Annotated in this window: 32 protein-coding genes; 21 read left to right on the top strand and 11 right to left on the bottom strand. The window is 59.2% G+C overall.

Annotated elements, in window-relative coordinates; translation table 11 throughout:
• Positions 1-7 precede the first annotated feature (7 nt).
• From FIV03_RS12290 to FIV03_RS12350, 13 genes are all read left to right on the top strand, one after another.
• Positions 8-775, top strand: coding sequence for a crotonase/enoyl-CoA hydratase family protein (locus FIV03_RS12290; protein ID WP_152509735.1), 768 nt, complete (start codon positions 8-10; stop codon positions 773-775).
• Between the two features lie 4 nt (positions 776-779).
• Positions 780-1,265 (top strand): MarR family transcriptional regulator, encoded by a 486-nt coding sequence (locus tag FIV03_RS12295; RefSeq protein ID WP_152509736.1) that lies wholly within the window; start codon positions 780-782, stop codon positions 1,263-1,265.
• A gap of 25 nt (positions 1,266-1,290) precedes the next feature.
• Complete coding sequence (locus tag FIV03_RS12300; protein WP_152509737.1) at positions 1,291-3,105, top strand: feruloyl-CoA synthase; 1,815 nt, start codon at positions 1,291-1,293, stop codon at positions 3,103-3,105.
• 16 nt (positions 3,106-3,121) lie between these two features.
• A complete protein-coding gene (locus FIV03_RS12305) occupies positions 3,122-3,994 on the top strand; it encodes an amidohydrolase family protein (RefSeq protein ID WP_023003195.1) in 873 nt (290 codons plus the stop codon).
• A complete protein-coding gene (locus tag FIV03_RS12310; protein ID WP_152509738.1) occupies positions 3,991-4,446 on the top strand; it encodes a DUF3237 domain-containing protein in 456 nt (151 codons plus the stop codon). Before FIV03_RS12305 ends, FIV03_RS12310 begins: the two co-directional genes overlap by 4 nt.
• Before the next feature lie 213 nt (positions 4,447-4,659).
• Positions 4,660-6,234: an acyl-CoA dehydrogenase family protein gene (locus tag FIV03_RS12315; RefSeq protein ID WP_152509739.1), complete on the top strand. Its 1,575-nt coding sequence runs from the start codon at positions 4,660-4,662 to the stop codon at positions 6,232-6,234.
• A 179-nt stretch (positions 6,235-6,413) separates the two neighbouring features.
• The gene (locus FIV03_RS12320; RefSeq protein WP_152509740.1) at positions 6,414-7,322 is read left to right on the top strand and encodes a LysR family transcriptional regulator; all 909 of its coding nucleotides are present in this window, start codon (positions 6,414-6,416) and stop codon (positions 7,320-7,322) included.
• Between the two features lie 73 nt (positions 7,323-7,395).
• Positions 7,396-8,217, top strand: coding sequence for a putative hydro-lyase (locus FIV03_RS12325; protein ID WP_152509741.1), 822 nt, complete (start codon positions 7,396-7,398; stop codon positions 8,215-8,217).
• A gap of 25 nt (positions 8,218-8,242) precedes the next feature.
• A complete protein-coding gene (locus FIV03_RS12330; protein ID WP_152509742.1) occupies positions 8,243-9,280 on the top strand; it encodes a TRAP transporter substrate-binding protein in 1,038 nt (345 codons plus the stop codon).
• 17 nt (positions 9,281-9,297) lie between these two features.
• Positions 9,298-9,846, top strand: coding sequence for a TRAP transporter small permease subunit (locus tag FIV03_RS12335; RefSeq protein ID WP_023003201.1), 549 nt, complete (start codon positions 9,298-9,300; stop codon positions 9,844-9,846).
• On the top strand, positions 9,846-11,129 hold the full coding sequence (locus FIV03_RS12340) for a TRAP transporter large permease (protein WP_075281884.1): 1,284 nt from the start codon (positions 9,846-9,848) through the stop codon (positions 11,127-11,129). Before FIV03_RS12335 ends, FIV03_RS12340 begins: the two co-directional genes overlap by 1 nt.
• 108 nt (positions 11,130-11,237) lie before the next feature.
• Positions 11,238-11,723 carry a DUF992 domain-containing protein gene (locus tag FIV03_RS12345; protein WP_209009961.1) on the top strand — a complete coding sequence of 162 codons (486 nt, stop codon included), beginning with the start codon at positions 11,238-11,240 and terminating at the stop codon, positions 11,721-11,723.
• Between the two features lie 120 nt (positions 11,724-11,843).
• Positions 11,844-12,431, top strand: coding sequence for an exopolysaccharide biosynthesis protein (locus FIV03_RS12350; protein ID WP_152509744.1), 588 nt, complete (start codon positions 11,844-11,846; stop codon positions 12,429-12,431).
• A 158-nt stretch (positions 12,432-12,589) separates the two neighbouring features.
• Here FIV03_RS12350 and FIV03_RS12355 read toward each other — a convergent pair whose 3' ends face one another.
• Positions 12,590-13,519, bottom strand: a complete 930-nt coding sequence (locus FIV03_RS12355; protein ID WP_152509745.1) for a PRC-barrel domain-containing protein — start codon at positions 13,517-13,519, stop codon at positions 12,590-12,592.
• Between the two features lie 127 nt (positions 13,520-13,646).
• Complete coding sequence (locus FIV03_RS12360; protein WP_023003206.1) at positions 13,647-13,832, bottom strand: PLD nuclease N-terminal domain-containing protein; 186 nt, start codon at positions 13,830-13,832, stop codon at positions 13,647-13,649.
• A gap of 158 nt (positions 13,833-13,990) precedes the next feature.
• Between FIV03_RS12360 and FIV03_RS12365 the strand changes: the two genes are divergently transcribed.
• Positions 13,991-14,161, top strand: coding sequence for a DUF1328 domain-containing protein (locus FIV03_RS12365; protein WP_023003207.1), 171 nt, complete (start codon positions 13,991-13,993; stop codon positions 14,159-14,161).
• 145 nt (positions 14,162-14,306) lie between these two features.
• On the opposite strand, the gene FIV03_RS12370 is transcribed toward FIV03_RS12365, so the two are convergent.
• The 3 genes from FIV03_RS12370 to FIV03_RS12380 all read right to left on the bottom strand — a co-directional run bounded on the left by FIV03_RS12370 (position 14,307) and on the right by FIV03_RS12380 (position 16,535).
• Positions 14,307-15,617 (bottom strand): DUF2254 domain-containing protein, encoded by a 1,311-nt coding sequence (locus FIV03_RS12370; RefSeq protein WP_152509746.1) that lies wholly within the window; start codon positions 15,615-15,617, stop codon positions 14,307-14,309.
• Between the two features lie 160 nt (positions 15,618-15,777).
• The gene (locus FIV03_RS12375) at positions 15,778-16,332 is read right to left on the bottom strand and encodes a sigma-70 family RNA polymerase sigma factor (RefSeq protein ID WP_152509747.1); all 555 of its coding nucleotides are present in this window, start codon (positions 16,330-16,332) and stop codon (positions 15,778-15,780) included.
• Positions 16,329-16,535 (bottom strand): NepR family anti-sigma factor, encoded by a 207-nt coding sequence (locus tag FIV03_RS12380; protein WP_023003210.1) that lies wholly within the window; start codon positions 16,533-16,535, stop codon positions 16,329-16,331. The genes FIV03_RS12375 and FIV03_RS12380 overlap by 4 nt, the downstream gene beginning before the upstream one ends.
• Positions 16,536-16,720: 185 nt before the next feature.
• Between FIV03_RS12380 and FIV03_RS12385 the strand changes: the two genes are divergently transcribed.
• Positions 16,721-17,521 carry a response regulator gene (locus FIV03_RS12385; protein WP_152511916.1) on the top strand — a complete coding sequence of 267 codons (801 nt, stop codon included), beginning with the start codon at positions 16,721-16,723 and terminating at the stop codon, positions 17,519-17,521.
• Between the two features lie 155 nt (positions 17,522-17,676).
• Here FIV03_RS12385 and FIV03_RS12390 read toward each other — a convergent pair whose 3' ends face one another.
• Positions 17,677-17,874: a CsbD family protein gene (locus FIV03_RS12390; RefSeq protein WP_023003212.1), complete on the bottom strand. Its 198-nt coding sequence runs from the start codon at positions 17,872-17,874 to the stop codon at positions 17,677-17,679.
• 179 nt (positions 17,875-18,053) lie between these two features.
• Here FIV03_RS12390 and FIV03_RS12395 point away from each other — a divergent pair, with 179 nt between their 5' ends.
• Positions 18,054-19,856 carry a PAS domain-containing protein gene (locus FIV03_RS12395; protein WP_152509748.1) on the top strand — a complete coding sequence of 601 codons (1,803 nt, stop codon included), beginning with the start codon at positions 18,054-18,056 and terminating at the stop codon, positions 19,854-19,856.
• Between the two features lie 65 nt (positions 19,857-19,921).
• Here the strand turns inward: FIV03_RS12395 and FIV03_RS12400 are convergent, their stop codons facing one another.
• Complete coding sequence (locus FIV03_RS12400; RefSeq protein ID WP_152509749.1) at positions 19,922-20,158, bottom strand: hypothetical protein; 237 nt, start codon at positions 20,156-20,158, stop codon at positions 19,922-19,924.
• Positions 20,159-20,270: 112 nt separating this feature from the next.
• Entirely contained in the window at positions 20,271-20,786 is a 516-nt protein-coding gene (locus FIV03_RS12405; RefSeq protein WP_055656126.1) for a DNA starvation/stationary phase protection protein, read from the bottom strand.
• Positions 20,787-21,143: 357 nt separating this feature from the next.
• On the opposite strand from FIV03_RS12405, the gene FIV03_RS12410 reads away from it, so the two are divergent.
• From FIV03_RS12410 to FIV03_RS12425, 4 genes are all read left to right on the top strand, one after another.
• Positions 21,144-21,404: a Rho termination factor N-terminal domain-containing protein gene (locus FIV03_RS12410; RefSeq protein ID WP_152509750.1), complete on the top strand. Its 261-nt coding sequence runs from the start codon at positions 21,144-21,146 to the stop codon at positions 21,402-21,404.
• 200 nt (positions 21,405-21,604) lie between these two features.
• On the top strand, positions 21,605-21,949 hold the full coding sequence (locus tag FIV03_RS12415) for a DUF883 family protein (protein ID WP_023003218.1): 345 nt from the start codon (positions 21,605-21,607) through the stop codon (positions 21,947-21,949).
• Entirely contained in the window at positions 21,949-22,377 is a 429-nt protein-coding gene (locus FIV03_RS12420) for a hypothetical protein (protein WP_023003219.1), read from the top strand. The genes FIV03_RS12415 and FIV03_RS12420 overlap by 1 nt, the downstream gene beginning before the upstream one ends.
• A 42-nt stretch (positions 22,378-22,419) precedes the next feature.
• Positions 22,420-23,553 (top strand): AI-2E family transporter, encoded by a 1,134-nt coding sequence (locus FIV03_RS12425; protein ID WP_152509751.1) that lies wholly within the window; start codon positions 22,420-22,422, stop codon positions 23,551-23,553.
• Between the two features lie 327 nt (positions 23,554-23,880).
• Here FIV03_RS12425 and FIV03_RS12430 read toward each other — a convergent pair whose 3' ends face one another.
• A complete protein-coding gene (locus FIV03_RS12430; RefSeq protein ID WP_152509752.1) occupies positions 23,881-24,186 on the bottom strand; it encodes a hypothetical protein in 306 nt (101 codons plus the stop codon).
• Between the two features lie 186 nt (positions 24,187-24,372).
• Between FIV03_RS12430 and FIV03_RS12435 the strand changes: the two genes are divergently transcribed.
• Entirely contained in the window at positions 24,373-24,735 is a 363-nt protein-coding gene (locus tag FIV03_RS12435; RefSeq protein ID WP_152511917.1) for a response regulator, read from the top strand.
• 58 nt (positions 24,736-24,793) lie between these two features.
• Here FIV03_RS12435 and FIV03_RS12440 read toward each other — a convergent pair whose 3' ends face one another.
• Together FIV03_RS12440 and FIV03_RS12445 are read right to left on the bottom strand one after the other, a co-directional pair.
• Positions 24,794-25,540 carry a Crp/Fnr family transcriptional regulator gene (locus FIV03_RS12440; RefSeq protein ID WP_152505682.1) on the bottom strand — a complete coding sequence of 249 codons (747 nt, stop codon included), beginning with the start codon at positions 25,538-25,540 and terminating at the stop codon, positions 24,794-24,796.
• A gap of 251 nt (positions 25,541-25,791) precedes the next feature.
• Complete coding sequence (locus tag FIV03_RS12445) at positions 25,792-26,235, bottom strand: DsrE family protein (RefSeq protein ID WP_286202288.1); 444 nt, start codon at positions 26,233-26,235, stop codon at positions 25,792-25,794.
• Between the last annotated feature and the right edge of the window lie 9 nt (positions 26,236-26,244).

The following is a 26,244-nucleotide window of genomic DNA, read 5'->3' on the forward strand; positions in this document are numbered from 1 at the left end:
GACACCGATGACAGAACCGATCCTGAAAATTGAGATTTCCGACAGCGTCGCGACCCTGACCATGAACCGTCCGGACAAGCGCAACGCCATGTGCGACGAGCTGCTTGGAGCCATTGACGGCTTTTTCCTGTCTCCGCCCGCCGAGGTGAAGGCCGTGGTCATCACCGGCACGGCCGGGCATTTCTGCTCCGGCCTTGATCTGTCCGAGCATGTGGCCCGCGACGCGGAAGGAACCATGCGCCATTCGCGTGGCTGGCACCAGGTGATGGACCGGATCCAGTTCGGCGGATTGCCGGTGGTGTCCGCCATGTTCGGCGCCGTCATCGGCGGCGGTCTGGAACTGGCCAGTGCCACCCATGTGCGCGTTGCCGAAACCTCCGCGTTCTTCCAGCTGCCGGAAGGCCGCCGGGGCATCTTCGTCGGTGGTGGCGCTTCCGTGCGCGTGGGCCGCATACTGGGCGCGGACCGGATGACCGAGATGATGCTGACCGGCCGCAAGTACAATGCGGACGAAGGCCTGGGTCTGGGCCTTGCTCATTACACCGTCGGCGAGGGAGAGGCGCTGGCCAAGGCACAGGACCTGGCAGGCCGGATCGCTTCCAACGCGCCGCTGTCCAACTACATCATGATCCAGGCGCTGGCGCGCATTGCGGACATGTCCAAGACGGACGGTCTCTTTACCGAGAGCCTGTGCGCCGCCATTACGCAGACCAGCCCGGACGCGCTGGAAGGCCTTGCCGCCTTCCTGGAAAAGCGCAACCCGACCTTCAGGTGATCTCATGAGGAAAACCGCGATGGAACCGGAGAGCGAGACCGGAATTGTCAACGTCAGCGACAGGACCCTGCGCGCGCTCTACGGCTATCAGATGAAGCGGACGTTCAACGTCATCCAGTCGGACCTGAGCCGCACCCTGAAGCCGTTCGACCTGCGCATGCTGACCTATACCGCCCTGGTGCTGATCGTCGACAACCCGGGCCTGCGCCAGTCGCAACTGGCCGAGGCCATGGATATCGAACGGCCCAACCTGGTCGTGATTGTCGACGAACTGGAGCGGCGTGACCTGATCATCCGTGACCGGTTGCCGAGTGACCGCAGGGCCTATGCGTTGAAGGCGACACTGGCCGGTCGCCGGCTGTGTGAAAAGGCAATCGCCGCGGTCATGGAGCACGAGAAGATGCTGCTCAACGGTATCAGCAAGGACGCATTGAGTGTCGCCACCAAGGTGATGCAACTGATTGAAAGCAACCGCCAACGGGAAGACTGACATGAAGTTTCGGGAGGAGACGATCATGAAGCGCACCACGGAATTTCTGCGCCACTCGGTCGAGCGGGAAGACCGTCCGGATGGCAGCATTCTGCTGCAGTCCACCTATCCGCTGAGCCCGGTGGCCGAGCGGACGGGAGACTGGCTGCACCAATGGGCGAAGGAAGCACCGGACAGGGTGTTTCTGGCCGAACGCAGCGGTGCCGGCTGGCGCGAGGAAAGCTATGCGGGCATCCTGGAAAAAGTGCGGGCGATCGGTGCCGCGCTCCTGGCAAGGGGCATGGGGGCGAATACGCCGATCCTGATCATGTCCGGCAACGGTGTCGATCACGGCATTCTTGCGCTTGCCGCACAGTATGTCGGAGTGCCGGTGGTGCCGGTGGCCGAGCAGTATTCGCTCATTCACGGTGCCCATGGCCGCCTGCGCGAGGCGATCAGCCTCATCAAGCCGAAAATGGCCTATGTGGTCGATGCGGACCAATACGGCGAAGCGTTGAACCTGGAAGATCTTGCGTCGGTCGAGATTGTCGCCAGCCGCCCGGGAAGCCGGAACGTTACCGCCTTCGCCGATCTTCTGAAGGGAGACGGCAGCGTCGACGTCGACAGCGCTTTCGCGGCCGTCACGCCGGATACGGTCGGCAAGATCCTGATGACCTCCGGCTCGACCTCCAGCCCGAAGGGCGTTCTGACCACCCACCGGATGATGTGCGTGAACCAGGCCCAGCTTGCCGACTCCATGCCGTTCCTGCGCAAGCGCCCGCCGGTGATCGTCGACTGGCTGCCCTGGAACCACGTCTTCGGCGGCTCGCATAATTTCAACATGATGCTGGCCAACGGTGGAAGTCTCTACATTGACGACGGCAAGCCGGTGAAGGGCCTGTTCGAACGGACGGTGGAGAACCTGTCGTTGAAGACCGGCACGCTGGTGTTCAACGTGCCGCTTGGCTTCGGCATGCTGCTGAAGGCACTGGAAGCGGACGCGGACCTGCGTCAGCGCTTCTTCGAGGATCTGGACCTGATCTTCTATGCAGGTGCCTCCCTGCCGCAGGAAGTCTGGTCCGGCTTTGAGCGCATGGCGATGGAGGTCAAGGGCGAGGTGCCCTTGATGACGTCTTCCTGGGGACTGACCGAAACAGCGCCCTCGGCCCTGATGCAGCAGGAACCTGCACCGCACTCCGGCATTGTCGGTGTTCCGGTGAGCGGCGTCACCGTCAAGCTTTTGCCTGATGCGGACATGCGCTGCGAAGTCCGGGTGAAGGGCCCCAACGTGATGCCCGGCTATCTCAACGATCCTGAAAAGACCGCCGCGGCCTTCGATGAAGAAGGGTTCTTCATCACCGGGGATGCGATGCTGTTTCTTGATCCGGCAGACGCAAACAAGGGCATGCGCTTTGACGGCCGGATATCGGAAGACTTCAAGCTGCAGTCCGGCACCTGGGTGCGGGCGGCGCAACTGAAGCTGGACATGCTGTCCCGTCTCGCACCGCTTGCCGCAGACCTGATCATCACCGGCGCCGATCGGAAGCAGATCGGGGTTATGATCTTCCCGAATGTTGCGGAGCTGACCCGGGAAGGCTTTGACCTCAACGATGATGACGGAGCTTTCCGCTGCAAGCTGCTGCAGGGCGAAATCCACCGCCGGCTTTCGGCGCGCGCCCGCGAGATCAGCGGCAGCTCGACACTGGTGTCCCGCGCCATCGTGCTGTCTCAGCCGGCTTCCATGCCCGAAGGCGAGATGACCGCCAAGGGCAATCTGAACATCCGAAAGGTTCTGGCGCGCCGCGAGGCCCTGCTGGAACGGCTTTACACCGACGATGACCCTGCTGTGGTCACACTCTGATTGAGGAGCGCTTGAAATGGTCGACATCACCAAGGTTCGCGCCATCGACATCCACACTCACGCCGAAGAACCCTGCGGTTGTCATTCCGACGATGGCTATGACGACTTGCAGGCCACGATGGCGAAATACTTCCGCGCGCCCTGGAGCCATCCGCCGACCGTACCGGAAACGGCAGCTCATTACCGCGAACAGAACATTGCGGCGGTAATCTTTCCGGTCGATGCCGAACGCGAGACCGGCTACCGCCGTTACAAGAACGAGGAAGTGGCGGAGCTTGCCGCCGAAAACGACGATGTGCTGATCCCCTTCGCCTCCATCGATCCGCACAAGGGCAAGATGGGTGCGCGCGAGGCGCGGCGTCTGATGAGGGATTTCGGCATCAAGGGTTTCAAGTTCCACCCGACGATGCAGGGTTTTTACCCCAACGACCGCATGGCCTACGAACTCTACGAGGCGATTGCGGAAGAAGGCTCCATCGCGCTCTTCCATACCGGCCAGACAGGTGTCGGCAGCGGCATGCGCGGTGGCAACGGCATGCGGCTGAAATATTCCAACCCGATGTATATGGACGATGTCGCGGTCGATTTTCCCGACATGAAGATCATCCTCGCGCACCCGTCCTTCCCCTGGCAGGAGGAAGCCCTGGCGGTCGCCCAGCACAAGCCGAACGTCTATATCGACCTTTCCGGCTGGTCGCCGAAGTATTTCCCGGAAATCCTGGTGAAATACTGCAATTCGATCTTGAAGAAGAAGGTGCTGTTCGGCTCCGACTGGCCGATGATCACACCGGAACGCTGGCTGGCGGATTTCGAGAAGATCGCCATCAAGGACGAGCTGCGGCCGGACATCATCAAGGGCAATGCGGCAAGGCTGCTGGGGCTGGCATGATCACTCCGGAGCTCACCCATTTCTGCGATCTTGAGGTCGAACTTGGCCCTGTCCGGGAGATGGGGCAGGGCAGAGCGGGAACGCGGCGGATCATCCCGATTGTCGGTGGCCGGGTGTCTGGTCAGGTGTCCGGAACGGTGCTCGACATGGGCGCCGACTGGCAGACGATCCTGGCGGACGGTGCGGCCGACATCGACACCCGTTATGCCTTCGAGACTGAAGACGGCGCGGTGATCGAGATCATCAACAAGGGGGTTCGTCATGGTCCGCCGGACGTGCTGCAAGCGCTTGCCCGCGGCGAGGATGTCGACCCTGCACTCTATTACTTCCGCACGGCGGCGAGGCTGGAGACGGGAGACCCGCGTTATGACTGGGTCAACAATACTCTCTTCGTCGGCACCGGCCGGCGTCTTGCCTCCGCCGTGCTTGTGTCCTTGTTTCGGGTGGGGTGAGGGAGCAACAACTTGGCCTTGGACGCCTCTTTGCCAGAAGCCTTTGTCCGGCTGCTTCCTCATCCTGAGGAGGGCGACAGCCCGTCTCGAAGGATGGGCGGCAATCTCCGGCGCAAGCGGCCCATCCTTCGAGACGGACCTGAAGGTCCTCCTCAGGATGAGGGGGAATACAAAGCGAATATCCGATTGAGTATCTGTTGAAAGCCTGTAGCCATGAAACCCTTTGCCGCACCGCTTGACGATATCCTGTTCTGCCTGACCCATGTTGCCGGGGCAGCCGATCTGCCGGACTTCGATGCGGATCTTGCCGCCGAGATCGGCGGTCATTTTGCTGCCTTTGCAGAAGAGCAGTTGGCCCCGTTGAACGAACCGGGCGACAGCCAGGGTTGCCGGCTGGTGGACGGACGGGTGCAAATGCCGGACGGGTTCCGCGAAGCCTATGCCGCCTATGCGGAACAGGGCTGGCCGGGATTGACGATCCCGGAAGCACTTGGCGGGCAGGGGCTTGATGCAGGCGTACTTGCGATCACCTCGGAAATCTTCACCGGCGCCAACCACAGTCTGCAGATGGTGACGAGCCTTGCTGCGGGTGCCGCCCGCACCCTGCTGGCCTTTGGCACGGAAGATCAGCAAGCGCGCGTGATCCCGCAATTTGCCTCCGGCGAGGCACTTGCCACCATGTGCCTGACCGAACCGGATGCGGGATCCGATCTTTCCCGCATCCGTTGCCGGGCTGTGCAGAGTGGCGATGGCTGGTCAATCAGCGGCGAGAAAATCTTCATCTCCGGCGGCGATCAGAACATGAGCGAGAAGATCCATCACCTGGTGCTGGCCCGCACGTCAGACGACGGCGTGAAGGGTCTGTCGCTGTTTCTATGCCCGTGCACCCGCGCGGACGGCAGCCGCAATGCGGTAACCGTTACCCGTATTGAGGAAAAGATGGGTCTGCATGCTTCGCCCACCTGCCAGCTTGCTTTCGACGGCGCCGTCGCCGAACTGGTCGGCCGGGAAGGCGAAGGCCTGAAGGCGATGTTCACGATGATGAACCATGCCCGCGTGGACGTGGCCTTGCAGGGTGTTGCTCATGCCGCCCGCGCTGCGGATATCGCCAGCACCTATGCGGCGGAACGCAAGCAGGGCCGGGATGCCGCGGGCAAGCCAGTGACGCTGGATGGTCATGCCGACGTACGTCGCATGCTGGACGAGATCGATACCCTTGCCCTTGGCGGACGAGCAATCGCGCATCTGGCGCTGGTCACGGTTGAGGCAGGCGAGAACCGGGCGCTGGCGGAATTCCTGACACCGATCGCGAAGGCTTACTGCACGCAAGCCGGCATGCAGGCAACGGAGCTTGGCATGCAGGTGCTCGGCGGGTACGGCTATCTGAAGGAATACTTCCTGGAACAGTGCTACCGGGATGTGCGGATCACCGCGATTTATGAAGGTGCCAACGCCATTCATGAAAGAGCACTGGTCACGCGTCTGCTGCCAGGCAAGGAAAGCAAGGCATTCGAGGAATTCCTGCGGGACGAATGTCTGCGGAACGACAAGATTTACCCGCAACTGGGCGAGGTTGTTGCCAACTGGTGCCTGGTGAGGGACCGGGTGTTGCAGAGCGAGGACCCGGCAGCCCTTGCCCATGACTTCATGAAACTGACGAGCAAGACGCTGTTGAAGGTCCTGTGGGCACGCAAGGCAGAAAAGGCTGACCTCCATCCTGACCCTGAGCGGATCAGGCGGCTTGCAGGGAAAGTGCTTGCAGGGCCCGAACTGGCGCTGAGCGCCTGAGCCTAAACTGTAACGAAACTCTTTCCTTCAACGAGCCCTGGGGCAGCAATGTCTCGCGAAAAAGGCCGGGGATGAGGTTCTCTCTCGTTCTGCTTTTGCACGCCGGTCTTTTCCCGAAACCTTTTCAATGTCCGCAGCTTCGCGCAATGTAGCTCAAACCGATCACGCCGGGACGTTGCATGCATCCGCTCAATCTCGATCAGCTGAGGGCCTTTCTGGCCGTTGTCCGCCATGGCGGCGTCAACAAGGCCGCAGGCAGTTTGAACCTGACGCAGCCGGCGGTGACGACGCGGATCAAACGGCTGGAAGAGGCGCTGGGAACCGAGCTGTTTGAACGCTCTCCCGGCAGGCTGAAGCTGACCAAGCGCGGCGAGCTGCTGCAGACATTTGCCGAGCAGTTCGAACGTCTGTCGGACAAGGTCGAGGAGACGGTGGTCTCCCGTGAGGGGATTGACCGGCATCTGCGCATTGGAGCCTCGGAAACCATTGCACAGTGCTGGCTGCCGGATCTGGTTGCCGCGCTGCGGGCCGATTTTCCCAGCCTGATCGTGGAAATCAACGTTGATATCTCGGTGAACCTGCGCTCCGGTTTGCTCGACCGGGAAATCGATCTGGCCCTGTTGCTGGGGCCGATTTCGGAATATTCGGTCGACAATATCGAGCTGCCCGGTTTCGACCTCGGCTGGTATGTGGCGGCGGACAGTCCGGCCGAAGGAGCGCATGCCGAGGCGCTTTTGCGGGAAAAACCCGTGATTACCTACGCCCGGCACACGCGGCCTTACCGCGAGCTGAAAACACTGTTGTTCGAACGGGTTGCACCGGACGTGCAGATGTTCCCGTCATCGTCTCTGTCTGCCTGTTTCAGGCTGGTGGAAGCAGGGCTCGGGGTCGCGGCACTGCCGAGGGCGCTGGCACGGCCCTATGTCGAGGGAGGAAGCATCGTCGAGTTCGATCCGGGATGGGTACCGGATGCCCTGAGATTTTCGGCGAGCTATCTCGGTGACCCGCGCAGCCACATCGTGGCGGCTGCTGCGAAGAAGGCGCTGGAGGTTGCGGTCGCCTACTCTGGCTATAAAAATTATTTATAAGATCTGCTAAAATCATTCAATTTGAGTTTATAACCGCAATGCGGGAGCCTTTCTCCAATGGAGGAGAGCCCCAGTGCTGCAATCTTATGAAACCCTTCGGCAGGAAAACATCGAGACGCTTCGTGCGCAGATAAGGTCCGGCAGCTATCGCTCGCACACGGCGGGGCTCGGCAAGAACCTGCTTCAGGCAAATCTGGCGATCATTCCGGAAGCCTATGCGCTGGATTTCTTGCGCTTCTGCCAGCGCAATCCCAAACCCTGTCCGCTGATCGGTGCGTCAGACACGGGAAACCCCCTCCTGTTCACCCTGGGACACTGCCTGGATATTCGTACCGACGTACCCGCCTACAACATCTATCGCGATGGCCGGCTGGAAGGCTCGGTGACGGACATAAGCGCCTTGTGGTCCGATGATCTCGTTGCCTTTGCGCTCGGCTGTTCCTTCACCTTCGAACATGCGCTAATCGAGGCGGGGATCGACCTCTGGCACATTTCAAACAATGTCACCGTGCCGATGTACCGCTCGAACCTGGAAACGACACCGGCAGGGCCGTTCCGGGGAGCGATGGTGGTTTCCATGCGTATGATCCCGGATGAGCGGGTGCGGGACGCGGTTGCCATTTCGGCCCGCTTTCCGCTGGCGCACGGATCACCGGTCCATATCGGCGATCCAGCGGCCATCGGCATTTCCGATCTCGACAATCCGGACTGGGGCGATGCGGTGCCGGTGTTGGCCGGTTACACGCCCGTCTTCTGGGCTTGCGGAGTGACGCCGCAAGCCATCATCCAGAACGCTGCCCTGCCGCTGCTGATTACCCACAAACCGGGACACATGCTGATCACGGACATCCCGGATGACGCTGAAATTCCAATCATAACAAAAAAGACGCTGTAAGCTCGAACCTTCACGGAGTGGACACATGAAAAAGATTATGACTTTCCTAATGGCCGGTGTCGCCATGTCCTCGGCCGCCGCTGCGGAAGACCTGTCGGTCGTCGGCAGCTGGTCCAGCCTGCCTCTGCACCAGGACTACGAGGCGCCGTTCTGGCAGACCGCCTTGCCTGAAGCATCCGGCGGTACCATCAGCACAACCGTCACCACTCACAACCAGATGAACCTCGGCGTTGGCGAAGTGTTCCGCCTGCTCGGCCAGGGTGTTTTCGACGTCGGCATGACGGTGGGCGATTATGCAGTTGCCGATGCACCGGAACTGGAAGGTCTCGATGTGCCGCTGGTGGCCATGTCTGCCGACAAGGCTCATGCCGCGGTCGATGCCGCCCGGCCGATGGTCGAGGAGATCTTCGAAAAACGCTTCAATTCCAAGGTGCTTGCCATTGCGCCCTATCCGCCGCAGGTGGTGTTCTGCAACGCTGAAGTTGGCTCGCTGGACGACCTGAAGGGCAAGAAGATCCGTGCATCCGGGCGCATGACGGCCAAGTTCCTGGAAGCGCTCGGAGCAGAAGGCATTACGGTTGCCTTTTCCGAGGTGCCGGGTGCACTGCAGAAAGGCGTGGTTGATTGTGCCGTGACCGGGGCAGGCTCGGGCTACAGCGCCGGTTGGTGGGAAGTCAGCACGCATCTTCTGCCGATCCCGCTTGGCGGCTGGGACCCGGTGGTGACGGCGATCAATCTCGACAAGTGGAACGCTCTGTCCGGCGAGACCCGGGCTTTGATCGAAAAGGAAATTGCCGAGAAGTTCGAAGCCCCCGCATGGGCATCGGCTGAGGGTGCGTTGACCAATGACATCGCCTGCCTGACCGGCAAGGGCGAATGCGCTTCGGGCGACGTGCGGGACATGGTTCTGGTCGAAGCCAGCGACGGTGACATCGAGCGCGCACGCCAGATCCTGGAAACCGATGTTCTGCCCGAATGGGCAGAGCGAGCCGGTGGCGACTGGGCTGCGCGCTGGAACGACAGCGTCGGCGCCGTCGTCGGTGTGCAGATCAAGACCAACTAAGCCCGGGAGACATCGAGGTGGCGGAGAAACTCCTGTCAATCCTGTCGAGGATCAACCGGGCGATAGCGATTTCGGTCGGCGTTCTGTTCCTCACCTGTGCAGGTCTTGTTCTGATTGATATCTGTCTCCGCCGTGTCGGTGCCTCCTTCGGCGGCACCGACGAAATCTCCGGCTACGTGATGGCCATCGGCACGGCCTGGGGCATGGCTTTCGGATTGAGCGAACTTTCGCATATCCGGATCGATTTCCTACGCCGTTCGGTTGGACTGCCAAAATGGCGGGCGGTGCTGGATCTTCTGTCGATCTTCGCCCTGTCCTCGACCGTCTCCATCGTCGCGCTGAAGTGCTGGCCGGTGGTGGAGACGACCCTGCGCAATTCCTCAAGGGCGAACACCCCCCTGGAAACCCCGCTCGCCCTTGTGCAATTGCCCTGGTTTGCCGGGTGGGTGTGGTTCGCGGTTACCGCATGGCTGACCTTTGTTGCCGGTGTACTGCTGGTCCTGCGCGGTGAATTTGCAAAATCCGAGCAGGCGATCGGTGCCTTTCCGGAAGGGGAGACGGCCTGATGCTTTCCTTCGTTTCCGTCGGCCTACTTGGGCTCCTCAGCCTTTCAATTCCTGTCGGCATCGTGCTGTTCCTGCTGGGGTTCGGTATCGATCAGTTCTTCAGCGCCTTTCCGCTGACACGCGGTCTCGGGTCGATGGTCTGGTCGACGTCGGAAAATGCGGCGCTGATCGCCATTCCGTTCTTTGTGCTGCTGGGCGAGATCCTGGTGCGCACCGGCATTGCCGCACGCACCTACTCGGCGCTCGACCGCTGGGTCTCCTGGCTGCCAGGCGGGCTGGTGCATGCCAATGTGGCAACCGCCACCATGTTCTCGGCCACGTCCGGCTCGTCGGTGGCGACCGCTGCCACGGTGGCGACGGTGGCGATGCCGCAGGCCGATCGGCTGGGCTACGACCAGAAGCTCTTTTCCGGTGCGATCGCCGCCGGAGGCACGCTCGGCATCATGATCCCGCCGTCGATCAACCTGATCGTCTACGGTTTTCTGACACAGACCTCGATCCCGCAGCTTTTTCTGGCAGGGCTTCTGCCCGGCATCCTGCTGGCGATGGCCTTTCTGGCAGTGACTGCGCTTGTTTGCCTGGTCAATCCGAAGCTCGGCGGGGCACGGCGGACGTTCCCCTTGCGGGAAATGGCACTCGGGCTCGCAGATCTGCTGCCGATCATTCTTCTGTTCAGTGCCATCATCGGCTCGATCTACAAGGGCTGGGCGACGCCGACCGAAGCAGCCTCTGTCGGGGTTGCCGGAGCGCTGGCGATTGCCGCGCTTTTCGGTGGGCTCAACACACGCATGATCGGCGAAGCGCTGATCGGCACAGTGCGGGTCACGGCGATGATCATGCTGGTGGTTATCGGGGCGTCGTTTCTCAACTTCACGCTTTCGGCTGCCGGCCTGTCGCAGGAATTGCGCGGCTTTCTGGAGGGGCTCGGCTTCGGTCCCCTGCAGACGCTGCTGGTGATCGTCGCGATGTATATCGTGCTTGGTTTCTTCATCGAGACCCTGTCGCTGATGGTCATTACCATTCCGATCGTTGTGCCGATCGTCATCAGCCTGGGATATGATCCGGTCTGGTTCGGTATCCTGATGATCGTGCTGATCGAGATGGCGCTGATCACACCGCCGGTGGGGCTCAATCTCTTCGTCGTCCAGAGTGCGCGACGCGGCGGATCCATAGCCGAGGTGATGCTGGGAGCCATTCCCTATGTGCTGGCGATGCTGGCCATGGTCGCGGCGCTGATCGCCTTGCCGCAGATTGCGCTTTATCTGCCGATGGCCATGCGCTGAGGGGACAAGAGCAGAATTATTTTGGAACTGACGGACCATGCAGACGTTTCCACCGTGATGAAGGCGGACCGGAGCAATCCGGAGGCCACATACACGAAGGAGACATTGATGAAACGGTTTACCAAACTCGCCCTGACCCTGACGGGAGCAACGCTTCTTGCGACCCCTGTGATGGCCCAGGACAAGCCTGCTGGCGTCGAAGTTGGCAAACTGACATGCGTTGTCGAGCAGGAAACCAATTTCATCGTCGGTTCCAAGGCCGTCATGAACTGCACCTTCGACCGGGTCGGTGACGGCCCTGCCAGCTACTACACGGCGACCGTAAGCGAATACGGGCTTGATATCGGGACCACCGACTCGGCCACGCTGATATGGGGCGTCGTTGCACCGACTGCCGACCTGGAGGTGGGCGCTCTTGAAGGTGAATATGCCGGCGTGACCGCAGGTGCCAGCCTTGGTGCGGGTATCAAGGCCAATGCCCTTATTGGCGGTTTCGACAAGTCGATTGCGCTGAACCCGCTCAGTGTCGAAAGCCAGACGGGCACGAACATCACGGTGGGTGTCAGTCGGATGTCACTGGAAGCGATCAAGTGAACACAGTGACATAACGTCAAGAAGGGTCGGCTTTGCCGGCCCTTTTTGCTTTTTCGGACGCAGGTTTGGCCGGAAAAATGTGGCACGTCCGACGATAATGCGAACTGGAGGGATACCCGGATGGCGACAGGTCAGTCGGAGACAATCAAGGGCGTTCTTACAAGCTGGGAAGACGAAATTGAAAAGGAAGGCCGCGCCGATGTCGGCTCGTTGTTGAATGCGTCCGGCAGCCGTGCGGCGGGGCCTCTTCTGTTTCTGCCGGCCCTTGTGATGATATCTCCCATCGGGGCCATACCAGGTGTCCCGATTGTTCTCACAACATTGACGCTTCTGGTGGCGGGACAGCTTGTCCTTGGCAGAACCTCGATCTGGTTACCGTCTTTCGTGCGCAATCGCGGGTTTCCCAAGCAGAAGGTGAAGTCGATCATCGACAAGCTCACCCCCTATGCCGAACGCGCCGACGGTTACCTCGGGCAGCGCCTGGCCATCTTCGCCGGCGAAACCGCGAGCCGGATCGTCGCGGCGTTTTGCATCTTTCTGTCTGTTCTTGTCTATCCCGCCACCCTGTTGCCCTTTGCTGTCGCCTTGCCCGGTTCGGCAATACTTCTCCTGAGCCTCGGGTTGCTGGTGCGCGATGGCATCGTGACGCTGGTGGGGCTGATGGTGGCCTTGGCAGCGGTCGCCACTGTCGTTTATTGGCTTGCCTGAGAGCTTCTCGACACATTTTTCCCTTGTCCTTCCACCTTGAAGACAACCCATGCGCCATGAAGCCAGCTCATCCTTACAGGTAGAGCCATGACCCCTGGGTACGCAAAAAAACGGGCCGCCGAAGCGACCCGTTTCCTTGGTGTCTTTCAGATAGCCGTTCAGCCTTTCAGCAGAACCGCATCCGGATTGGCCTTGTAGGTGGCAGGCTCATAGGTCTGCGCATTCTCAAGCTGTTCCTTGGTGAAGGGGGCGGTGACCAGAAGGTCGCCGTTTTCCGTTTCGAACATCTTCAGGCTGTTGAAGGCAACGGCAACCGGCTTTGCGTTGAAGCCAAGGAAACCGCCGACATCGATGACAACAGCCTGGGCCTTGCCGTCCTTGCCGATCAGGACCTCGGCGACTTCACCGATGTTTGTGTCCTGGTTGGTGTAGACCGTTGAATCGATCAGCTCGTCCGTGGACACGCTGGTTGCATCGACCTCGGTCTTTTCCTCAGTCCAGCCGTCGGACATGGCGTCATCCAGCTGCTGTCTTGCGGGGTCGATGGCCTCCTTGCGCACGGTCTCATAGGTGGACTTGGCGTTTTCAGTGACCTTGTCCATTTGCTCGCGCGCACCTTCCGTCGTCATCCAGTACGGGATGTAATCCGGGCGCTCATAGGCGGTTGCCGCTTCCAGTTCCTGGCGCGAGACATCACTGACGACGATGAGCCGTTTGTCCTCACCAGCCACGAAGTTGAGGCGGGCGAAATCGAGGGCGACTTCCTTTTCGCCGATGCCGAGGAAACCGCCGACACCGACAATCACCGCATGCACGGAGCCGTCGCGGCCGAAGACCACGTCGTTGATGTCGCCGATTTCTTCCCCTTCAGCATTTCTGCTGGTCACCACAGGCTTGCCGACCATGTTGGTGGCGAGAATGCCGGTGGTGGTATCCGGTGCAAGAGTGTGGAGTTCGAATTCGTATACGCCGGTGTCATCACTTGCACCGGCCTGACCGCCGTCTTTCATCGCAGCGGTCTCACCGGCAACAGCCGCCGTTGAAATGGCTGCTACGATTGCGGTGGTGGCGAGTAGATGGCGAAGCATTTCAGCAACTCCCTTTCGTGTTCTGAAAAGTTGAAAGTGCAGTAGGTAAATGGTTGAACTTTCGGGAAGTTCCGGGAGAAGGCGTCACGGCTGCGCCTGACATTGCGCGAAGCCGTGACGCGAAAAATCAGGCGAGTTTTCCCGCGCTTTTCGGACCGGCCAGCAGCCAGACAATGAAGCCAACGACCGGGAAAATCAGGATCCCGAGAACCCAAAGCAGCTTTGCCCCGGTGGAGGAGCCGCTTCCGAGGACCTGAATGATCGCGTAGACGTCCAGGATGAGGATCAACAGGCCGACAATTCCATATTCCATGACAGATCTCCGATGCTGGTGACTGTGACGGAAACGGCCGGGCGCGAAGAAGGTTCCCTGCAGTGGTCTTGAAGTTTTCGAGATAAATTTCAAAATTATTGGGAACGATTTCGAAAACGAGGCGTTTCATCTCCGTATCTCAAATATCGGAGGTTGCTATGCTTTCCTGGGCATTGTTGTTCTTGGTGGTTGCTATTGTTGCAGCCGTACTTGGTTTTGGCGGTATTGCCGGTACTGCGGTTTCCATTGCCAAACTGATCTTCTTTGTCGCCATTGCGCTGTTCCTGATTTCGGCAGTCGCACATGCCATCAGAGGCCGCAGGGTCTGACACGAGAACAAAACGGGCGCTTCGGCGCCCTTTTTTGTGCCTTCCCCAACAGGCATTCAGGCGACGTCAAACGCCTGACAAGACAGCGTTTTCCTCGTTCAATGATATAGTTGATGCAGCGGGCTTGCCGGCAGGCATCCAGTGGCTAGCGGGCCTCTGCCTGAATGCGCAGCGTATTGCGCGCAGTCCAGAGCCGTCGGGCGATCTGTTGCCTGTCCGGTCTGCTCTGGATCGAGAAAACTGCATCCTGGGCTATATTGAACAGCTGCCTCGAGACAAGGTGCAGGTGCTCCTTGCGGCAGACCAGGGACGCCTTTTCCAAAGCGCAAATGAGGTGGTCGAGCACCAGGATGTTGCCTCTTGACGCCTGCCTGAGCGGACTGATCGCCGTGTCCAGGAGATCGTGCACTTCCAGGATCGTCAACCACAGGCGAGGGGTCTCGTCGTCATCCGTGATGAGCGAGCTGGGGGCGCCGCGCTGCAGGATCCGCGCGGCGGAGGCCGACAGGTGATCGATCGCGCTGATCGCGGTGTAGCTGTCGTTGACGCCGGGGGAGAGCGCACGCAGCGCGATCTCCACCATCAGGTGGACCGAAAACTGGATATCCCCTTCGGGAGCCCGGGCCTTTTCGATCTTGAAGGTGCCGCGCAAGGATTTCAGATCAGGGTCTTCGGTCTCCGTGCGCACCTTTGCGATCGGCATGCCTTCGATGACGTAGGTTCCGGGAATGACGGACACTTCGATGAAACCGTCGAGAGACTTCGCGATGTCTATCAGCCGTTCGCTGTCGATGAAGGTGATGTAGCCGCTGCGCACGGCTTTGAAGGTGCAGACCGGCAGGTCGGGTATCTCCTCGCGGTCATTCGGCTTTTCACGCGGTTCGTGCGCCAGAAGCTCGTCGATCGAGGATCGCAGCGCTGCATGAATGCGGCCGATTTCGGCGTCGACCCGGATACGGCCGGCAACGTCGTTGACGAAATAGACCAGCCAGAAAAAGCTGCTGGAGGCGAGGATTATCGAGAGGATGACGGAAAACCGGAGATCCTTGGTGTCGTCGACACCGAAAAGGACAAGCATGGAATAAAGGAAGGTCGCGCCCAGAAGACCGATGGTAATCTGGGTGGTTCTGTTGCTGGCGAAGGTTTCCAGCAGGCGGGCCGAAATATTGCCCGCGGCGAGTGTGAATACGACCAGCGTCAGGGAATAGACAAGGCTGATCACCGACATCATCGCGCCGGCAATGGTCGACAGGACCGAGCGGGCACCATCGATGCTGATGGAGCTGTAGCCGAAAAAGTCGAAGACACCGGTCAGGAGTTGCAGGTCATCGATCAGGAAGGCCGCAAATGCGAGCACGGCCCCCAGAAGTGTGATGCAGACGGGGATGAACAGAAAGCCCTTGGCCAGACGGACGAGGGCTTGTTCGCGGGCATTTTCCCGATAGGCCAGATCCATTCCCGTTCCCCCTCAAACCGGCAGAGTTCCATCGTCGATGGAACTCTGCCGGTCATTGTTAGCTGTCGTGCGCCAACCGGCTTGCCTGATCACACCGGATGCAGTGCGCCGGCCTGTGACGGACGCAGAAGCGGAAAGGTTCCGGTGTGGATGAGAATGATCAGACGGACAGGGCGTCCCTGATCAGGGAGGCGGATTCGGCGGCGGCGATTTCGGACCGTTCAAATTTCTCGGTCCCGTTCATGAGGTCATCCAGACGAAGGCGTGCACGGGAGACGCGGCTTTTGACCGTGCCAACCTTCACGCCGAGGATGTCGGCTGCTTCTTCATAGGAAAAGCCGCTGGCACCGATCAGGATAAGGGCTTCACGCTGGTCGTCCGGAAGAACCTGAAGGGCGCTCAGGAAATCCTTCAGTTCCAGATGGCCTGCCTGTTGCGGTTTGCTTTCCAGGCTGGCGGCGTGTTCACCGTCAGGGTCGGCAACCTCGCGCTGCATCTTCCGGCCAACGGAATAATACTGGTTCCGGAGAATGGTAATCAGCCAGGCGGTGAGGTTGGTGCCTTCGGTGAACTTGTCTTTGTTGGCGATCGCCTTTGCCAGGGTTTCCTGGACCAGATCGTCCGCACGGTCGCGGTCACCACTGATCGATCTGGCAAAGGCGCGCAATCGCGGTATGGCGTCGACCAGATCCTGCTTGAGCTTTGCGACGTTCATTCGGCGGCCTCCTCGTCAGAGCCTCTGTCGTCCAAGGCGGACAGCAGGTCCATCATGTCATCCGGTATGTCTTCCGATAGGGCCTCGTCGTAAACCTTCTTGAGCTGGTTGCCGATCCAGTCTTCTTTGGACTTGGCTCCGGCGGCTGGTGTTATTACACCAAATCCGGCGTTGGGCCGACTTGGGTTAAGCTTGCTTGCCATGGCAGATTCCCGATATTTGCGTCTTCGACGATAGGCTGATTTGCGACGTAAACGCGGCGGCAAAAAAAAAGTTCCTCGAGTATGGAACTTTTTTTTGCCGAATGCATTTCCAACTTATGGGTGCGCTTGATGCGGGCCCTTCGACCGCTTTCAGGCGGCAACTATTGAGGAACTAATTTATGTCCGTGAGCCTTTCGGAAGAAATCGCGCCGCTCCTGCCGTATCTGCGTAGATATGCAAGAGCACTGGCGGGAAGTCAGAAAAGTGGCGATGCCTATGTCAGGGCCTGCCTGCAGGCACTGGTGGCAGATCAGACCATTATCGATACATCTCATGGCGTGAAAATCGGTCTTTACCGGCTTTTCCATGTCCTTTGGAACGCAAGCGTCGTTCCGCCCACCGCGCATGACGGGACGGTTTCCATCTTCGAGCAGACTGCTCAGCAGCGGCTTGCGACCATGGCGGCCGAAAGCCGGCAGACCTTGTTACTGTCCACACTGGAAGGGTTTTCGCTTCCCGAGACCGCCCTCATCATCGAGCGTAGCGAAGAGGAAGTGACCCAGCTCGTTCAGGATGCGATCGCGGAAATTGACAGGCAGACCAAGACGGATGTGCTTATCATCGAGGACGAGCCGCTTATTTCCATGGATCTGATCCAGATTGTTGAGTCGCTCGGTCATGGCGTTACTAGCGTTGCCCGGACAGCGAGCGATGCCATCGCAGCGGCAAAGGCTCAGACCCCGGGTCTTGTGCTTGCCGATATCCAGCTTGCCGACGGGTCGTCCGGCATTGATGCGGTCAAGGATATCCTTGCCGAAATGTCGGTTCCGGTCATCTTCATCACGTCGTTCCCCGAGCGTCTTCTGACAGGCGAACGGCCGGAGCCGACGTTCCTTATCACCAAGCCGTTCAATCCGAATACGGTGAAGGCGGGGATCAGCCAGGCGCTGTTCTTCAAAGGGGTGGAAGAGGTGGCCGCTGCCTGAGGGCAGCGCTGCGTGATGAGCACAGGGGGCGTGTTCCACTGCATTCGTTCCACGAGAGCGAAGCAAGATGCCGTTTTCGGCGTCTGCCCTTCGGTGCGCGATAACGACAGATCCCAAAGCGGGAGGAAGAGGCGGGCAGTGCCCGCCTTCTTCCATCAGTGCCGCGAGATCCAGGTATCGATTTCCCGCTCGGCTTCTTCACGGGTCTTGCCGTATTTCTGCTGGATCAGACCTGCGAGTTCGGTCCGTTTGCCGGCAACACGATCCACATCATCGTCGGTCAGCCTGCCCCATTGGGTGATGGCCTTGCCTTTGAATTCTTTCCAGTTTCCTTCAATCCGGTCCCAATTCATCGGTCGTTTTCTCCTTGTCTTTCTGACATCTGGAAAACGGTTCCTGAGGTCAAAGGTTCCGAATGAATTGCGGTTGCTGCCAGCTTTGACTGTTTGCTGGCGCACCGGCGCGGGAGCGGCTTTTCCGATGCGGGACGGCCGTGAAAGTTTATATGCCCGGATGACGGAGCAAATTCGAAATGTCTGAAATCGTGTCCTATCTGTTTGGTGCGGCCTCCTTCATGCCGCATGGATACTGCCTGCTCTGGCGTCCGGATCTCGTGGCGATTCATGCGATCTCCGATGCCCTGATTGCGCTGGCCTATGTTGCCATTCCCCTGATGATCTTCGGGTTTCTGCGCAAGCGTCCGGACATTCAAGGCAATTCCCGCAAGATCGGTTACCTGTTCATCGCCTTCATTCTGGCGTGTGCGCTGACCCATCTGACAGCCCTGGTAACGCTCTGGTGGCCGATCTACGGCGCACAAGGTCTGATCAAGCTGGTAACAGCCCTTGTCTCGGTGGCAACAGCAGTGGTTGTCTGGCGGGTGCGGCCGATGCTGCTGGCCATTCCCTCGCTCAAGGATCTGGAGCGGGCCAATGATGTTCTGAAGGCTGAAAATCTCCAGCTTTCCGACAAGGTCGGCAGATCGCGGCGGGAGATAAGACGGATCAACGAGCGGTTCGAGACCGCGTTGACCGGATCCAACATCTCCGTTTTCACCCAGGACAAGGATCTGCGCTACACGTGGATCCACAATCCGCGGTTCGGCAAGGAAGCCGATGACGTGATCGGGTGTACCGATCAGGATCTGCTGCCGGAAGAGACCGCGGCGGAACTGGAACCGGTCAAGCGCCAGGTGCTGGAAACCGGCGAGACGGCATCTACCTTCTTCGCGCTCGACAGCGAGGAGACGGGGACGATTTCGCTGGACTTGATCGTTCATCCGACACGCGACAGCAGCGGCAACATAGACGGTGTGCTGTGTACGGCCATCGATATGACCGAGAAGAATCTCTATGAGATCCGGCTCGCCTCGCTGGCAAGTCAACTCGCGGAGGCAAACCGGCGTTACGAAAAGGCGCTCGACGGTTCGCTTACAACTGTGTTCGAACAGGATCTGGACCTGAAATATATTCATGTCGTCAATCCGTCGCCCGGTTTCAAACCGGATTTCTTCATCGGCAAAAGCGATGATGAGCTGTTTCCGGAAGAAGATCAGCTGAAACTCATTCCGGTGAAGAAGAAGGTCCTCGAGACAGGCGAAAGCGCCGTCATCGAATTCGACATGGACATGAACGGGGTCAATCGCAGCTACAACATGCGCATGGAGCCTTCGCGCGACAAGGAAGGCCGGATCACCGGCCTGATCGGCATCTCCATCGACCTGACCCACAAGCGGGAAAACGAACGCCAGATGCATCTCGTCATGCGGGAACTGACGCATCGCTCCAAGAACCTGCTTGCAGTCATTCAGGCGATGGCACGCCAGACAGCGGCGCGTTCGGACAACACCGAGGATTTTGTCGAAAGTTTTGCCGCACGGCTCCAGGCGATGGCGGCCAGTCATGATCTTCTGGTGTCACAGTCCTGGTACGGCGCTGACCTGAAAGAACTTGTGCTGGCGCATCTGGCGCAATCGATCGACCCGGGGAGCCCCCAGATCGAGATCGAGGGCGATCCGCATTCGATTACGGCGGATGCGGCCCAGAACCTTGGCCTTGCCCTGCATGAGCTGACGACCAATGCCGCCAAATATGGCGCCTTGTCAGTGCTCGGGGGGAAATTGTCGGTGTCGTGGACGACCGTAGACGGAAGGATCAGGCTGGTCTGGAAAGAACGTGGCGGTCCGGAAGTGGTGCCGCCAAGGCGCAACGGCTTCGGGCGGATGTTGCTTGAGCGTTTGGTGGGGCCGGCGCTCGACGGCGACGTTACCATCGACTTCGCTCCGGAAGGCGTGAGTTGCGTCATCGAGTTTCCTGTCAGGAAGACAACTTCTTAGGCACCCGTGCCGTTTGCTGCAGGCAGGGCCGATAGAGGTGTGTTATGTCCTGCGACGACGAAGCTTTATGACCCTTTGCCGAGCGAAGTCTTTTCGCGGCGAAGCGCCTTCAGGGCCTCGTCGATTTCTTCGATCAGTTCGGCTGGAGACCGGCCGTCCCGAGAAATTGCCCGAGGCGCCTTGCTCAGGCTGGCCCGCCAGGCCAGCAGGGCTGTCCGCTTTTGCTCATTCGACAGGTGCCGGTCTTCCAGGACGCTTGCAGGCGTCCGGAACCCGGCAAATCGTTTCGATACGCTGATCATGGTATCACACGGTTGAAACTGAGTTGGTGCATACGCCAAAGGCCGCCTGCCGTCTTGCGGCAGACGGACCTTTGTCGTCTTGCAAGTTACCCGGGATGCCGGTGAGGAACGGTCATTCGGTAATGACGGCCCTCAGCATCCAGGCTGCCTTGTCGTGGAACGTGATGCGCTGGGTCAGAAGATCCTCTGTCACCGGGTCGCTATTGTCTCCGGCGTAGGCTGCCATGTCGCGCATTTCGGCAGCGATCATTTCATGACTGCGAACCAGATCCTCGATCATTTCGAAGGCATTGGGCATGCCGCCGGCCGGCAGGCTGACGGTCAGGTTCAATTTGCCTTCGTCGACATTGACCGGCGCCCTGTGTCCAAGGGCACGAATGCGCTCGGCCAGGTCGTCTGTCGCGGCAAAGAGATTTTCATAATGCTCTTCGGTGAGATCATGGATCGACTTGAACAGCGGTCCAACGACGTTCCAGTGGTAAAGGTGCGATTTCACCGTGAGCATGTAGGTTTCGGCCAGAATGACCGAGAGATGCTTCGCCAGTTGTTCGCGCACCTCGGCAGAAACACCCGTTTTGATCGGGTCGACCTTCGGGGTTTCGATGTTCAGAACCTGAGACGTCGACATAGTTCTTCCTTTCGTGCTTTCGATTGGCGATCGATGTGTCCGGGTGTTCTGCTGACAAGAGCGTGGCCCGGACGTTCGATAGGAAAAGTCTTCAGCTCGTGCTCAGTTCCATGTTTTTGAAAATATTTCGATTTTTGACAGTATGGAAAATGTGATCTGAAATTATTTCAAGAATAGCATTTGTATTTTTTATGGGTCTGAGCTTCCGGGCAGCATAGTTCATTTTTACCCTGTCGATATAAAGCTATCTATCAAACTCTCTTATCGAAAAGATATTGGAACGATCCCGCGCGAGACGGCGTTTTCATTTGAGGTTGTTTTCGAAAACAGCGGAACAGCAAATGAAAGGACACGGGCATGGCTTCCAAAACCAGCTCCAGCATCAAGAAGGAAGACACCTACGACGCCCTGCGCGACAAGGGCTACAGCAAGGAAAAGTCGGCGAGAATTGCCAATGCGCAGGCAAACGACCACCAAGCGCCGTCGCGCAAGGGCGGCAAGGCCGCACCTTATGAAACCTGGACCAGGGATGCGCTTTATGAACGGGCACAGGAGCTCGACATCAGCGGCAGGTCCTCAATGAACAAATCCGATCTGATCGAGGCCTTGCGCGGCTGACAGGCGGCCGTGAAGACGGCGCTGCAACGATTCATGCTGTGTTGTCTGGAACCAAATGAGCGCAAGGCCGTTTACAAGCCAGACCGCGCAATTTGGTTCAGCGCGGTGTCCAAGTGTCCGAATTCCGGGCTTGATTCCATTCACGCGATGCGTGTCGCCCGTCATCAGGGCCTCACGCGATTGAAAACAGGAGCGACAAGATGGCAACTGCGAAGACTGCCACGGCATCGACCGCCAATCCTGCCAATGACACCGTTAGCGCTCGTGAGATCGAGGAAAACATCGAACGCATTCGCGGCGATATTGCCTCTCTCGCCGGCTCCTTGAAGAAGTACGGCGCGGGCAAGACGGATGAATACAAGACCAAGGCCGCCGAAGCAGGGCAGGATCTGACCAAATTGTCCCAGGACGCCTTGAGCGATCTGTCTGCTGAGCTGCAGAATTACGAACGCGCCTTCGTTGCTGAAGTGCGCCGTCGTCCGCTGCAGTCGATCGGCATTGCCGCCGGTGTCGGCTTCCTGATCGCAGCGCTGGTGCGCCGCTGATGCTCCTGCGCGCCCTTCCGCTGGCCTTCGGGGCTGTTTCGCGAGACTTCAATGGCATGGTTCACCGTGCCAAGCGCAATGCCGTGTTGGGCGGCATTGCGGCAGTCTGTTTCGCGACAGCCTATGTGGCCGGCGTGGTGGCAGCCGGCGCCTTTCTGGCGCCGGTGTTCGGCCCTGCGATGGCGGCTTTGCTGATTGCCGTCTTCATGGCCGTAACGGGACTGGTCTTCGTGGCGGTGCTCAGCTTCCTGAAGCACAAGGACCGAAGACGCAAGGCGCATAGTCAGGCCGCGCAGCGACTGGGCCTGGCTGCTGCCATTTCCGTTCTGCCACAGCTCACAAAATCAAAAGGCCTGATGATCACCGCCGCATTGGGCGGTCTGGCCTTTCTGGCAGCGCAGGCACGAGGTGACGAAGAGCGCGGCTAACCAATTGCCGCGCCTTCTTGCCGGCCACCGGAGCAAACAGTAATGACAGCGCAGCCAGACCGACCCGCAGTAACAGGACTTGTTCCCCCCGTCACAGTGGGTGAAGCTGTCAGATCGGACCCGGTTGTCCGCTACTCCGCGGCCATCCTGTGTGGCATCGTGGTGATTGCTTCCCTTGATCTTGCCCAAGTGTTTTTCGCACCGGTTTTCCTGTCGGTGGTTGTCGGCACGATCTTCGGACTTCCCATGGAAAGATTGTCTCGCCTGGGCGTGCCGAGCTGGCTCTCGGCAGGGGGGATGGTGCTCGTCTTTATCGCTCTGATCCTGACCGCCGGGGCGGCTTTCGTCGTGCCGCTGTCGGACTGGCTCGACAGGCTTCCGCTCATCTGGTCACGGCTGCAGGCGCAACTGGTCAGTTGGCAGGGGTTCTTTTCGTCTGTCGCGAGCCTGCAGGAAGACCTTCGCAGTGCCATGGGCCAGAAGGGCGGCATGCAGGTGAGTGTCGATGACAACTCCGCGGTAGAAAGCGTTTTCTATTTCGCACCGGCCTTCATGGCCCAGGTGGTCCTGTTCCTGGCAAGTCTCTATTTCTTTCTGCTGACGCGCCCGCATCTGCGCAGGGCAGCGCTCCAGCTGTCTCCCGACAGTGAAGGCAGGCGTTGCATTGTGACGGCGTTTCGGACAATCGAAGCGCGTCTTTCCACCTATCTGATCTCCATCAGCGTCATCAACGCGGGGCTCGGCGTGGCCGTGGCGCTGACCATGTGGCTGCTTGATGTTCCCTCGCCACTGTTGTGGGGGATGCTGGCCGGCGTCTTGAACTACGTCGTCTATCTGGGGCCGGCGATCATGGTCCTGGTGATGAGCGGCATCGGACTTGCGACAGGGTATACGGCGGTGGAGATCCTGACGCCGCCGCTGGCCTATCTGGTTCTCAACCTGATCGAAGCGCAGTTCGTCACGCCAACCGTTCTCGGCCGGACCATGACGCTGAACCCCTTTGCGGTTTTCCTGGCAATTGCCTTCTGGATCTGGATGTGGGGACCGATCGGCGGATTCATCGCCGTGCCGTTGCTGCTGGTTGTGGTCAGTGTGCTGGAGATCATCAACAACACAGACCAGTCCGAAGGGCCCGGGCGTTCCGAACCTGAGCCCGAGCCCGGCGCATCTCACTGACAATCGCAAGCCTGCGCGAACCCGCGGACATGACAAAGGCCACCCGTGCCGGCGTTCCAATGCCAGCGGGTTCAGCGTTGTCGCCGGTTTCTTCTTTCAGGAGCGGATGGAAGGTGACACCTAGGCGGCAAATGCCCCATGTCGTGGGTGAGTGTTGTGGTGCCTGTTCCAGGTTCCAACAGGTTAAACGGCCAATTTGTCATTTGCCGGATTGCATGCCGGGTGGGGCCATTCCAGCGGGGTCGTGTCGCTCGTCGTCATGGATCAAGACAAAATAAAAGCCGCCTGGAAAAGGCGGCTTTTCAACGATTTAGCGTCATGAACTCTTTACTCGGTATTGAATGCCAGCATGCCGTGGGAAATCGGCCAGCCGGTACAGGTGGTTACGCGCGTGCCGGAGACGCAGCGCATCGGGCGGCCATGCACGTCGGCAAGTTCAACCTTCAGGTCGCCTTTGGGAGCGGCCTTCTGTTCAACTTCTACCGGTGCGGGCGTGTTGCCGTTGTGAGCGGTTTCCGCGTCCGCTTCATTGGTGAAAAGGGGTTCAGCCACAATCAGGCTGGAAGCCAGAAGGGCGGCAATGGCGATTGCCGTAGGGGCGTTGGTCGGAATTCGTTTGCGATGCATGAACATGGTGTCTACCTCCGCCTAGTAAACTCCCGAGTTAAGAAAAGGTTTCACGCTTCTTTTCGACAACAGAAGACGCTGACATCAAAGTGGAAAATTAACTGCAGCGATAACTTATGTTAATGCGGAGCGATTGATTTCGTGTCATCGTGCGGAAAGTCAACAAGTCTGACGATGAGAACCCTCGTGACAATGGAATCCCCAAATGCCGTGCCGGTAATGCGCGGCGCTGCCTTGGTTGTCGAAGACAACCCGATCATCGCGCTCGATACGCAGATGATGCTGGAAGAGCTTGGGTTCTCGCCGGTGCAGACGCTCGCAAATCTTGCGGAAGCGGCGGAAACACTGGCAGCTCAGCTGTTCAGCTTCGTCATTCTGGATGTGAAGATCGGCGACGATACCAGCCTGGCTTTTGCCAGCCAGCTGCTGGAAAAGGGGACGAAGTTCATCTTCGCCAGCGGTTACAGCGATCTCGACCCGCTGCCCACGGCGTTCGAGGGGCAGGTGATCCTGAGCAAGCCCTACACAAAAGCCCAGATCGGCGCTCTGATCTGACGCCTCCGTTTTCGCTGGAAGTTGCCTTTCAAGCAAACGTGAAGATGGCGGCCGCCGCTCAGATGAGCGGGCGGCACTCATCGGCCATGCTCTCGTATGAGGCGAGTTTTTCCAGAGCATCCCTGTCCAGGATCCGGATCCGATCCTTCGCCCAGCTGATCAGCCCCTTTTCCTGAAGTTTGCGGAGCGTACGGCTGGTGTGGACCGGTGTGATGCCAAGCGCATCAGACAGGTGGCTTTGGGAAAACGGTGCATCCAGCGCCTGATTGCTCGCATAGCCGATGGTTTCCGCGCGGTCGTATAGATGCAGGATGAGATAGGCGAGCCGTTCCAGGGCAGAACGTTGACCCAGGCTGATGATGTGCCCGTCCAGGATCTGTTCCTCGCGGGCTGCGATCCAGGTCATTGAAAAGGCGAGGCTCGGGTAGTCCTTGAAGATCGACCAGACCCTGTCGCGCTGAAAGACGCACAAGGTGGTGTCGGTAAGGGCAGTGACCGTGTGCTGCATCTCGTTCAGGACGGCAAGCTGAAGGCCGACAAGATCGCCCGGAAGGGCAAAGTTCAGTACCTGCCGTCGGCCGTCCGCCAGAGCCTTGTGACGAAAGGCCCACCCATCCAGAATGGTGTAGAGATGCGGGCTCTTGTTCTCTTCCTGAACAATGGTTGCTCCGGCTTCGACCATCAGTTCACCGGTCTTGAAATCCGAAATGAAGTCCAGTTCCTTGTCTTCCAGCGAGCGGAATACGGATTTCCGTCTGAGGGGGCAGGTTTGGCAATTGGTTTGAAACGGGACTGTTTCGGTCATTCAAATGGCATCTCCATTGGCAATCCATCAAAACGCCTAGAACTGCTGCTGGTTCCCATTTGAGGCAGAAGAGCAGGGGAAAGCAAGTCCGTCCGATGCCGGACGCAAACGCTGCTTGCAAAAGAAAGTCCTGCAACGGCTGACAATTGATGGCGAGAATTCAAAAAGCCGGGCGTCCCGGCGGGCTGAATGCCGAAAGGGACGAGCCGTACGGACCTTGCAACTGTCCGCACGGCGGGTCTTGAGGCTGTCTAGGGCCGCAGGATGGTGTAACCGTCTTCGTCCAGCTCCATCAGAGTGACGGCACCGGCGGGAACGACTTCGACACCTTCCAGAAACTCGATGTCCTTGCCTTCGTTCCTGGCCATGGCCTGACGGGTGTTGTCGCAGGCCTCAAAGGCGACATTCGGCATGCTTTCCACGAAGGATTTCATGCGATCCGAAACGGGGGACGTATCCGCCCGGAACATGTGCAGGCCCGCATTGAAGGCAACAATCTTGATATCGGCCTCCTCGCCGATTTCAGAGTAGTGGCGCGCCACATTGGACGCGACGTTCAAGACGGTGTTCATCTTCTGCGGATCATTGTCGCTGATCTGCAGGGCAAGCTTGTGGATGCCGTCGTCTGCCAATACGGCAGAGCCAAGCATCAGCAGGGCCGAAGCGGCCATTGCCAGTCTTGAGAACATTCCCATCGTTTCCTC

Source organism: Labrenzia sp. THAF187b, from assembly GCF_009363375.1.
Taxonomy (GTDB): domain Bacteria; phylum Pseudomonadota; class Alphaproteobacteria; order Rhizobiales; family Stappiaceae; genus Roseibium; species Roseibium algicola.

Excerpts from the sequence above, each read along its gene's own strand:
- FIV03_RS12290 (WP_152509735.1), top strand. The coding sequence starts at position 8 with ATGACAGAACCGATCCTGAAAATTGAGATTTCCGACAGCGTCGCGACC.
- FIV03_RS12295 (WP_152509736.1), top strand. The coding sequence starts at position 780 with ATGAGGAAAACCGCGATGGAACCGGAGAGCGAGACCGGAATTGTCAAC.
- FIV03_RS12300 (WP_152509737.1), top strand. The coding sequence starts at position 1,291 with ATGAAGCGCACCACGGAATTTCTGCGCCACTCGGTCGAGCGGGAAGAC.
- FIV03_RS12305 (WP_023003195.1), top strand. The coding sequence starts at position 3,122 with ATGGTCGACATCACCAAGGTTCGCGCCATCGACATCCACACTCACGCC.
- FIV03_RS12310 (WP_152509738.1), top strand. The coding sequence starts at position 3,991 with ATGATCACTCCGGAGCTCACCCATTTCTGCGATCTTGAGGTCGAACTT.
- FIV03_RS12315 (WP_152509739.1), top strand. The coding sequence starts at position 4,660 with ATGAAACCCTTTGCCGCACCGCTTGACGATATCCTGTTCTGCCTGACC.
- FIV03_RS12320 (WP_152509740.1), top strand. The coding sequence starts at position 6,414 with ATGCATCCGCTCAATCTCGATCAGCTGAGGGCCTTTCTGGCCGTTGTC.
- FIV03_RS12330 (WP_152509742.1), top strand. The coding sequence starts at position 8,243 with ATGAAAAAGATTATGACTTTCCTAATGGCCGGTGTCGCCATGTCCTCG.
- FIV03_RS12340 (WP_075281884.1), top strand. The coding sequence starts at position 9,846 with ATGCTTTCCTTCGTTTCCGTCGGCCTACTTGGGCTCCTCAGCCTTTCA.
- FIV03_RS12345 (WP_209009961.1), top strand. The coding sequence starts at position 11,238 with ATGAAACGGTTTACCAAACTCGCCCTGACCCTGACGGGAGCAACGCTT.
- FIV03_RS12350 (WP_152509744.1), top strand. The coding sequence starts at position 11,844 with ATGGCGACAGGTCAGTCGGAGACAATCAAGGGCGTTCTTACAAGCTGG.
- FIV03_RS12355 (WP_152509745.1), bottom strand. The coding sequence starts at position 13,519 with ATGCTTCGCCATCTACTCGCCACCACCGCAATCGTAGCAGCCATTTCA.
- FIV03_RS12360 (WP_023003206.1), bottom strand. The coding sequence starts at position 13,832 with ATGGAATATGGAATTGTCGGCCTGTTGATCCTCATCCTGGACGTCTAC.
- FIV03_RS12365 (WP_023003207.1), top strand. The coding sequence starts at position 13,991 with ATGCTTTCCTGGGCATTGTTGTTCTTGGTGGTTGCTATTGTTGCAGCC.
- FIV03_RS12370 (WP_152509746.1), bottom strand. The coding sequence starts at position 15,617 with ATGGATCTGGCCTATCGGGAAAATGCCCGCGAACAAGCCCTCGTCCGT.
- FIV03_RS12375 (WP_152509747.1), bottom strand. The coding sequence starts at position 16,332 with ATGAACGTCGCAAAGCTCAAGCAGGATCTGGTCGACGCCATACCGCGA.
- FIV03_RS12380 (WP_023003210.1), bottom strand. The coding sequence starts at position 16,535 with ATGGCAAGCAAGCTTAACCCAAGTCGGCCCAACGCCGGATTTGGTGTA.
- FIV03_RS12390 (WP_023003212.1), bottom strand. The coding sequence starts at position 17,874 with ATGAATTGGGACCGGATTGAAGGAAACTGGAAAGAATTCAAAGGCAAG.
- FIV03_RS12395 (WP_152509748.1), top strand. The coding sequence starts at position 18,054 with ATGTCTGAAATCGTGTCCTATCTGTTTGGTGCGGCCTCCTTCATGCCG.
- FIV03_RS12400 (WP_152509749.1), bottom strand. The coding sequence starts at position 20,158 with ATGATCAGCGTATCGAAACGATTTGCCGGGTTCCGGACGCCTGCAAGC.
- FIV03_RS12405 (WP_055656126.1), bottom strand. The coding sequence starts at position 20,786 with ATGTCGACGTCTCAGGTTCTGAACATCGAAACCCCGAAGGTCGACCCG.
- FIV03_RS12410 (WP_152509750.1), top strand. The coding sequence starts at position 21,144 with ATGGCTTCCAAAACCAGCTCCAGCATCAAGAAGGAAGACACCTACGAC.
- FIV03_RS12415 (WP_023003218.1), top strand. The coding sequence starts at position 21,605 with ATGGCAACTGCGAAGACTGCCACGGCATCGACCGCCAATCCTGCCAAT.
- FIV03_RS12420 (WP_023003219.1), top strand. The coding sequence starts at position 21,949 with ATGCTCCTGCGCGCCCTTCCGCTGGCCTTCGGGGCTGTTTCGCGAGAC.
- FIV03_RS12425 (WP_152509751.1), top strand. The coding sequence starts at position 22,420 with ATGACAGCGCAGCCAGACCGACCCGCAGTAACAGGACTTGTTCCCCCC.
- FIV03_RS12430 (WP_152509752.1), bottom strand. The coding sequence starts at position 24,186 with ATGTTCATGCATCGCAAACGAATTCCGACCAACGCCCCTACGGCAATC.
- FIV03_RS12435 (WP_152511917.1), top strand. The coding sequence starts at position 24,373 with ATGGAATCCCCAAATGCCGTGCCGGTAATGCGCGGCGCTGCCTTGGTT.
- FIV03_RS12440 (WP_152505682.1), bottom strand. The coding sequence starts at position 25,540 with ATGACCGAAACAGTCCCGTTTCAAACCAATTGCCAAACCTGCCCCCTC.
- FIV03_RS12445 (WP_286202288.1), bottom strand. The coding sequence starts at position 26,235 with ATGGGAATGTTCTCAAGACTGGCAATGGCCGCTTCGGCCCTGCTGATG.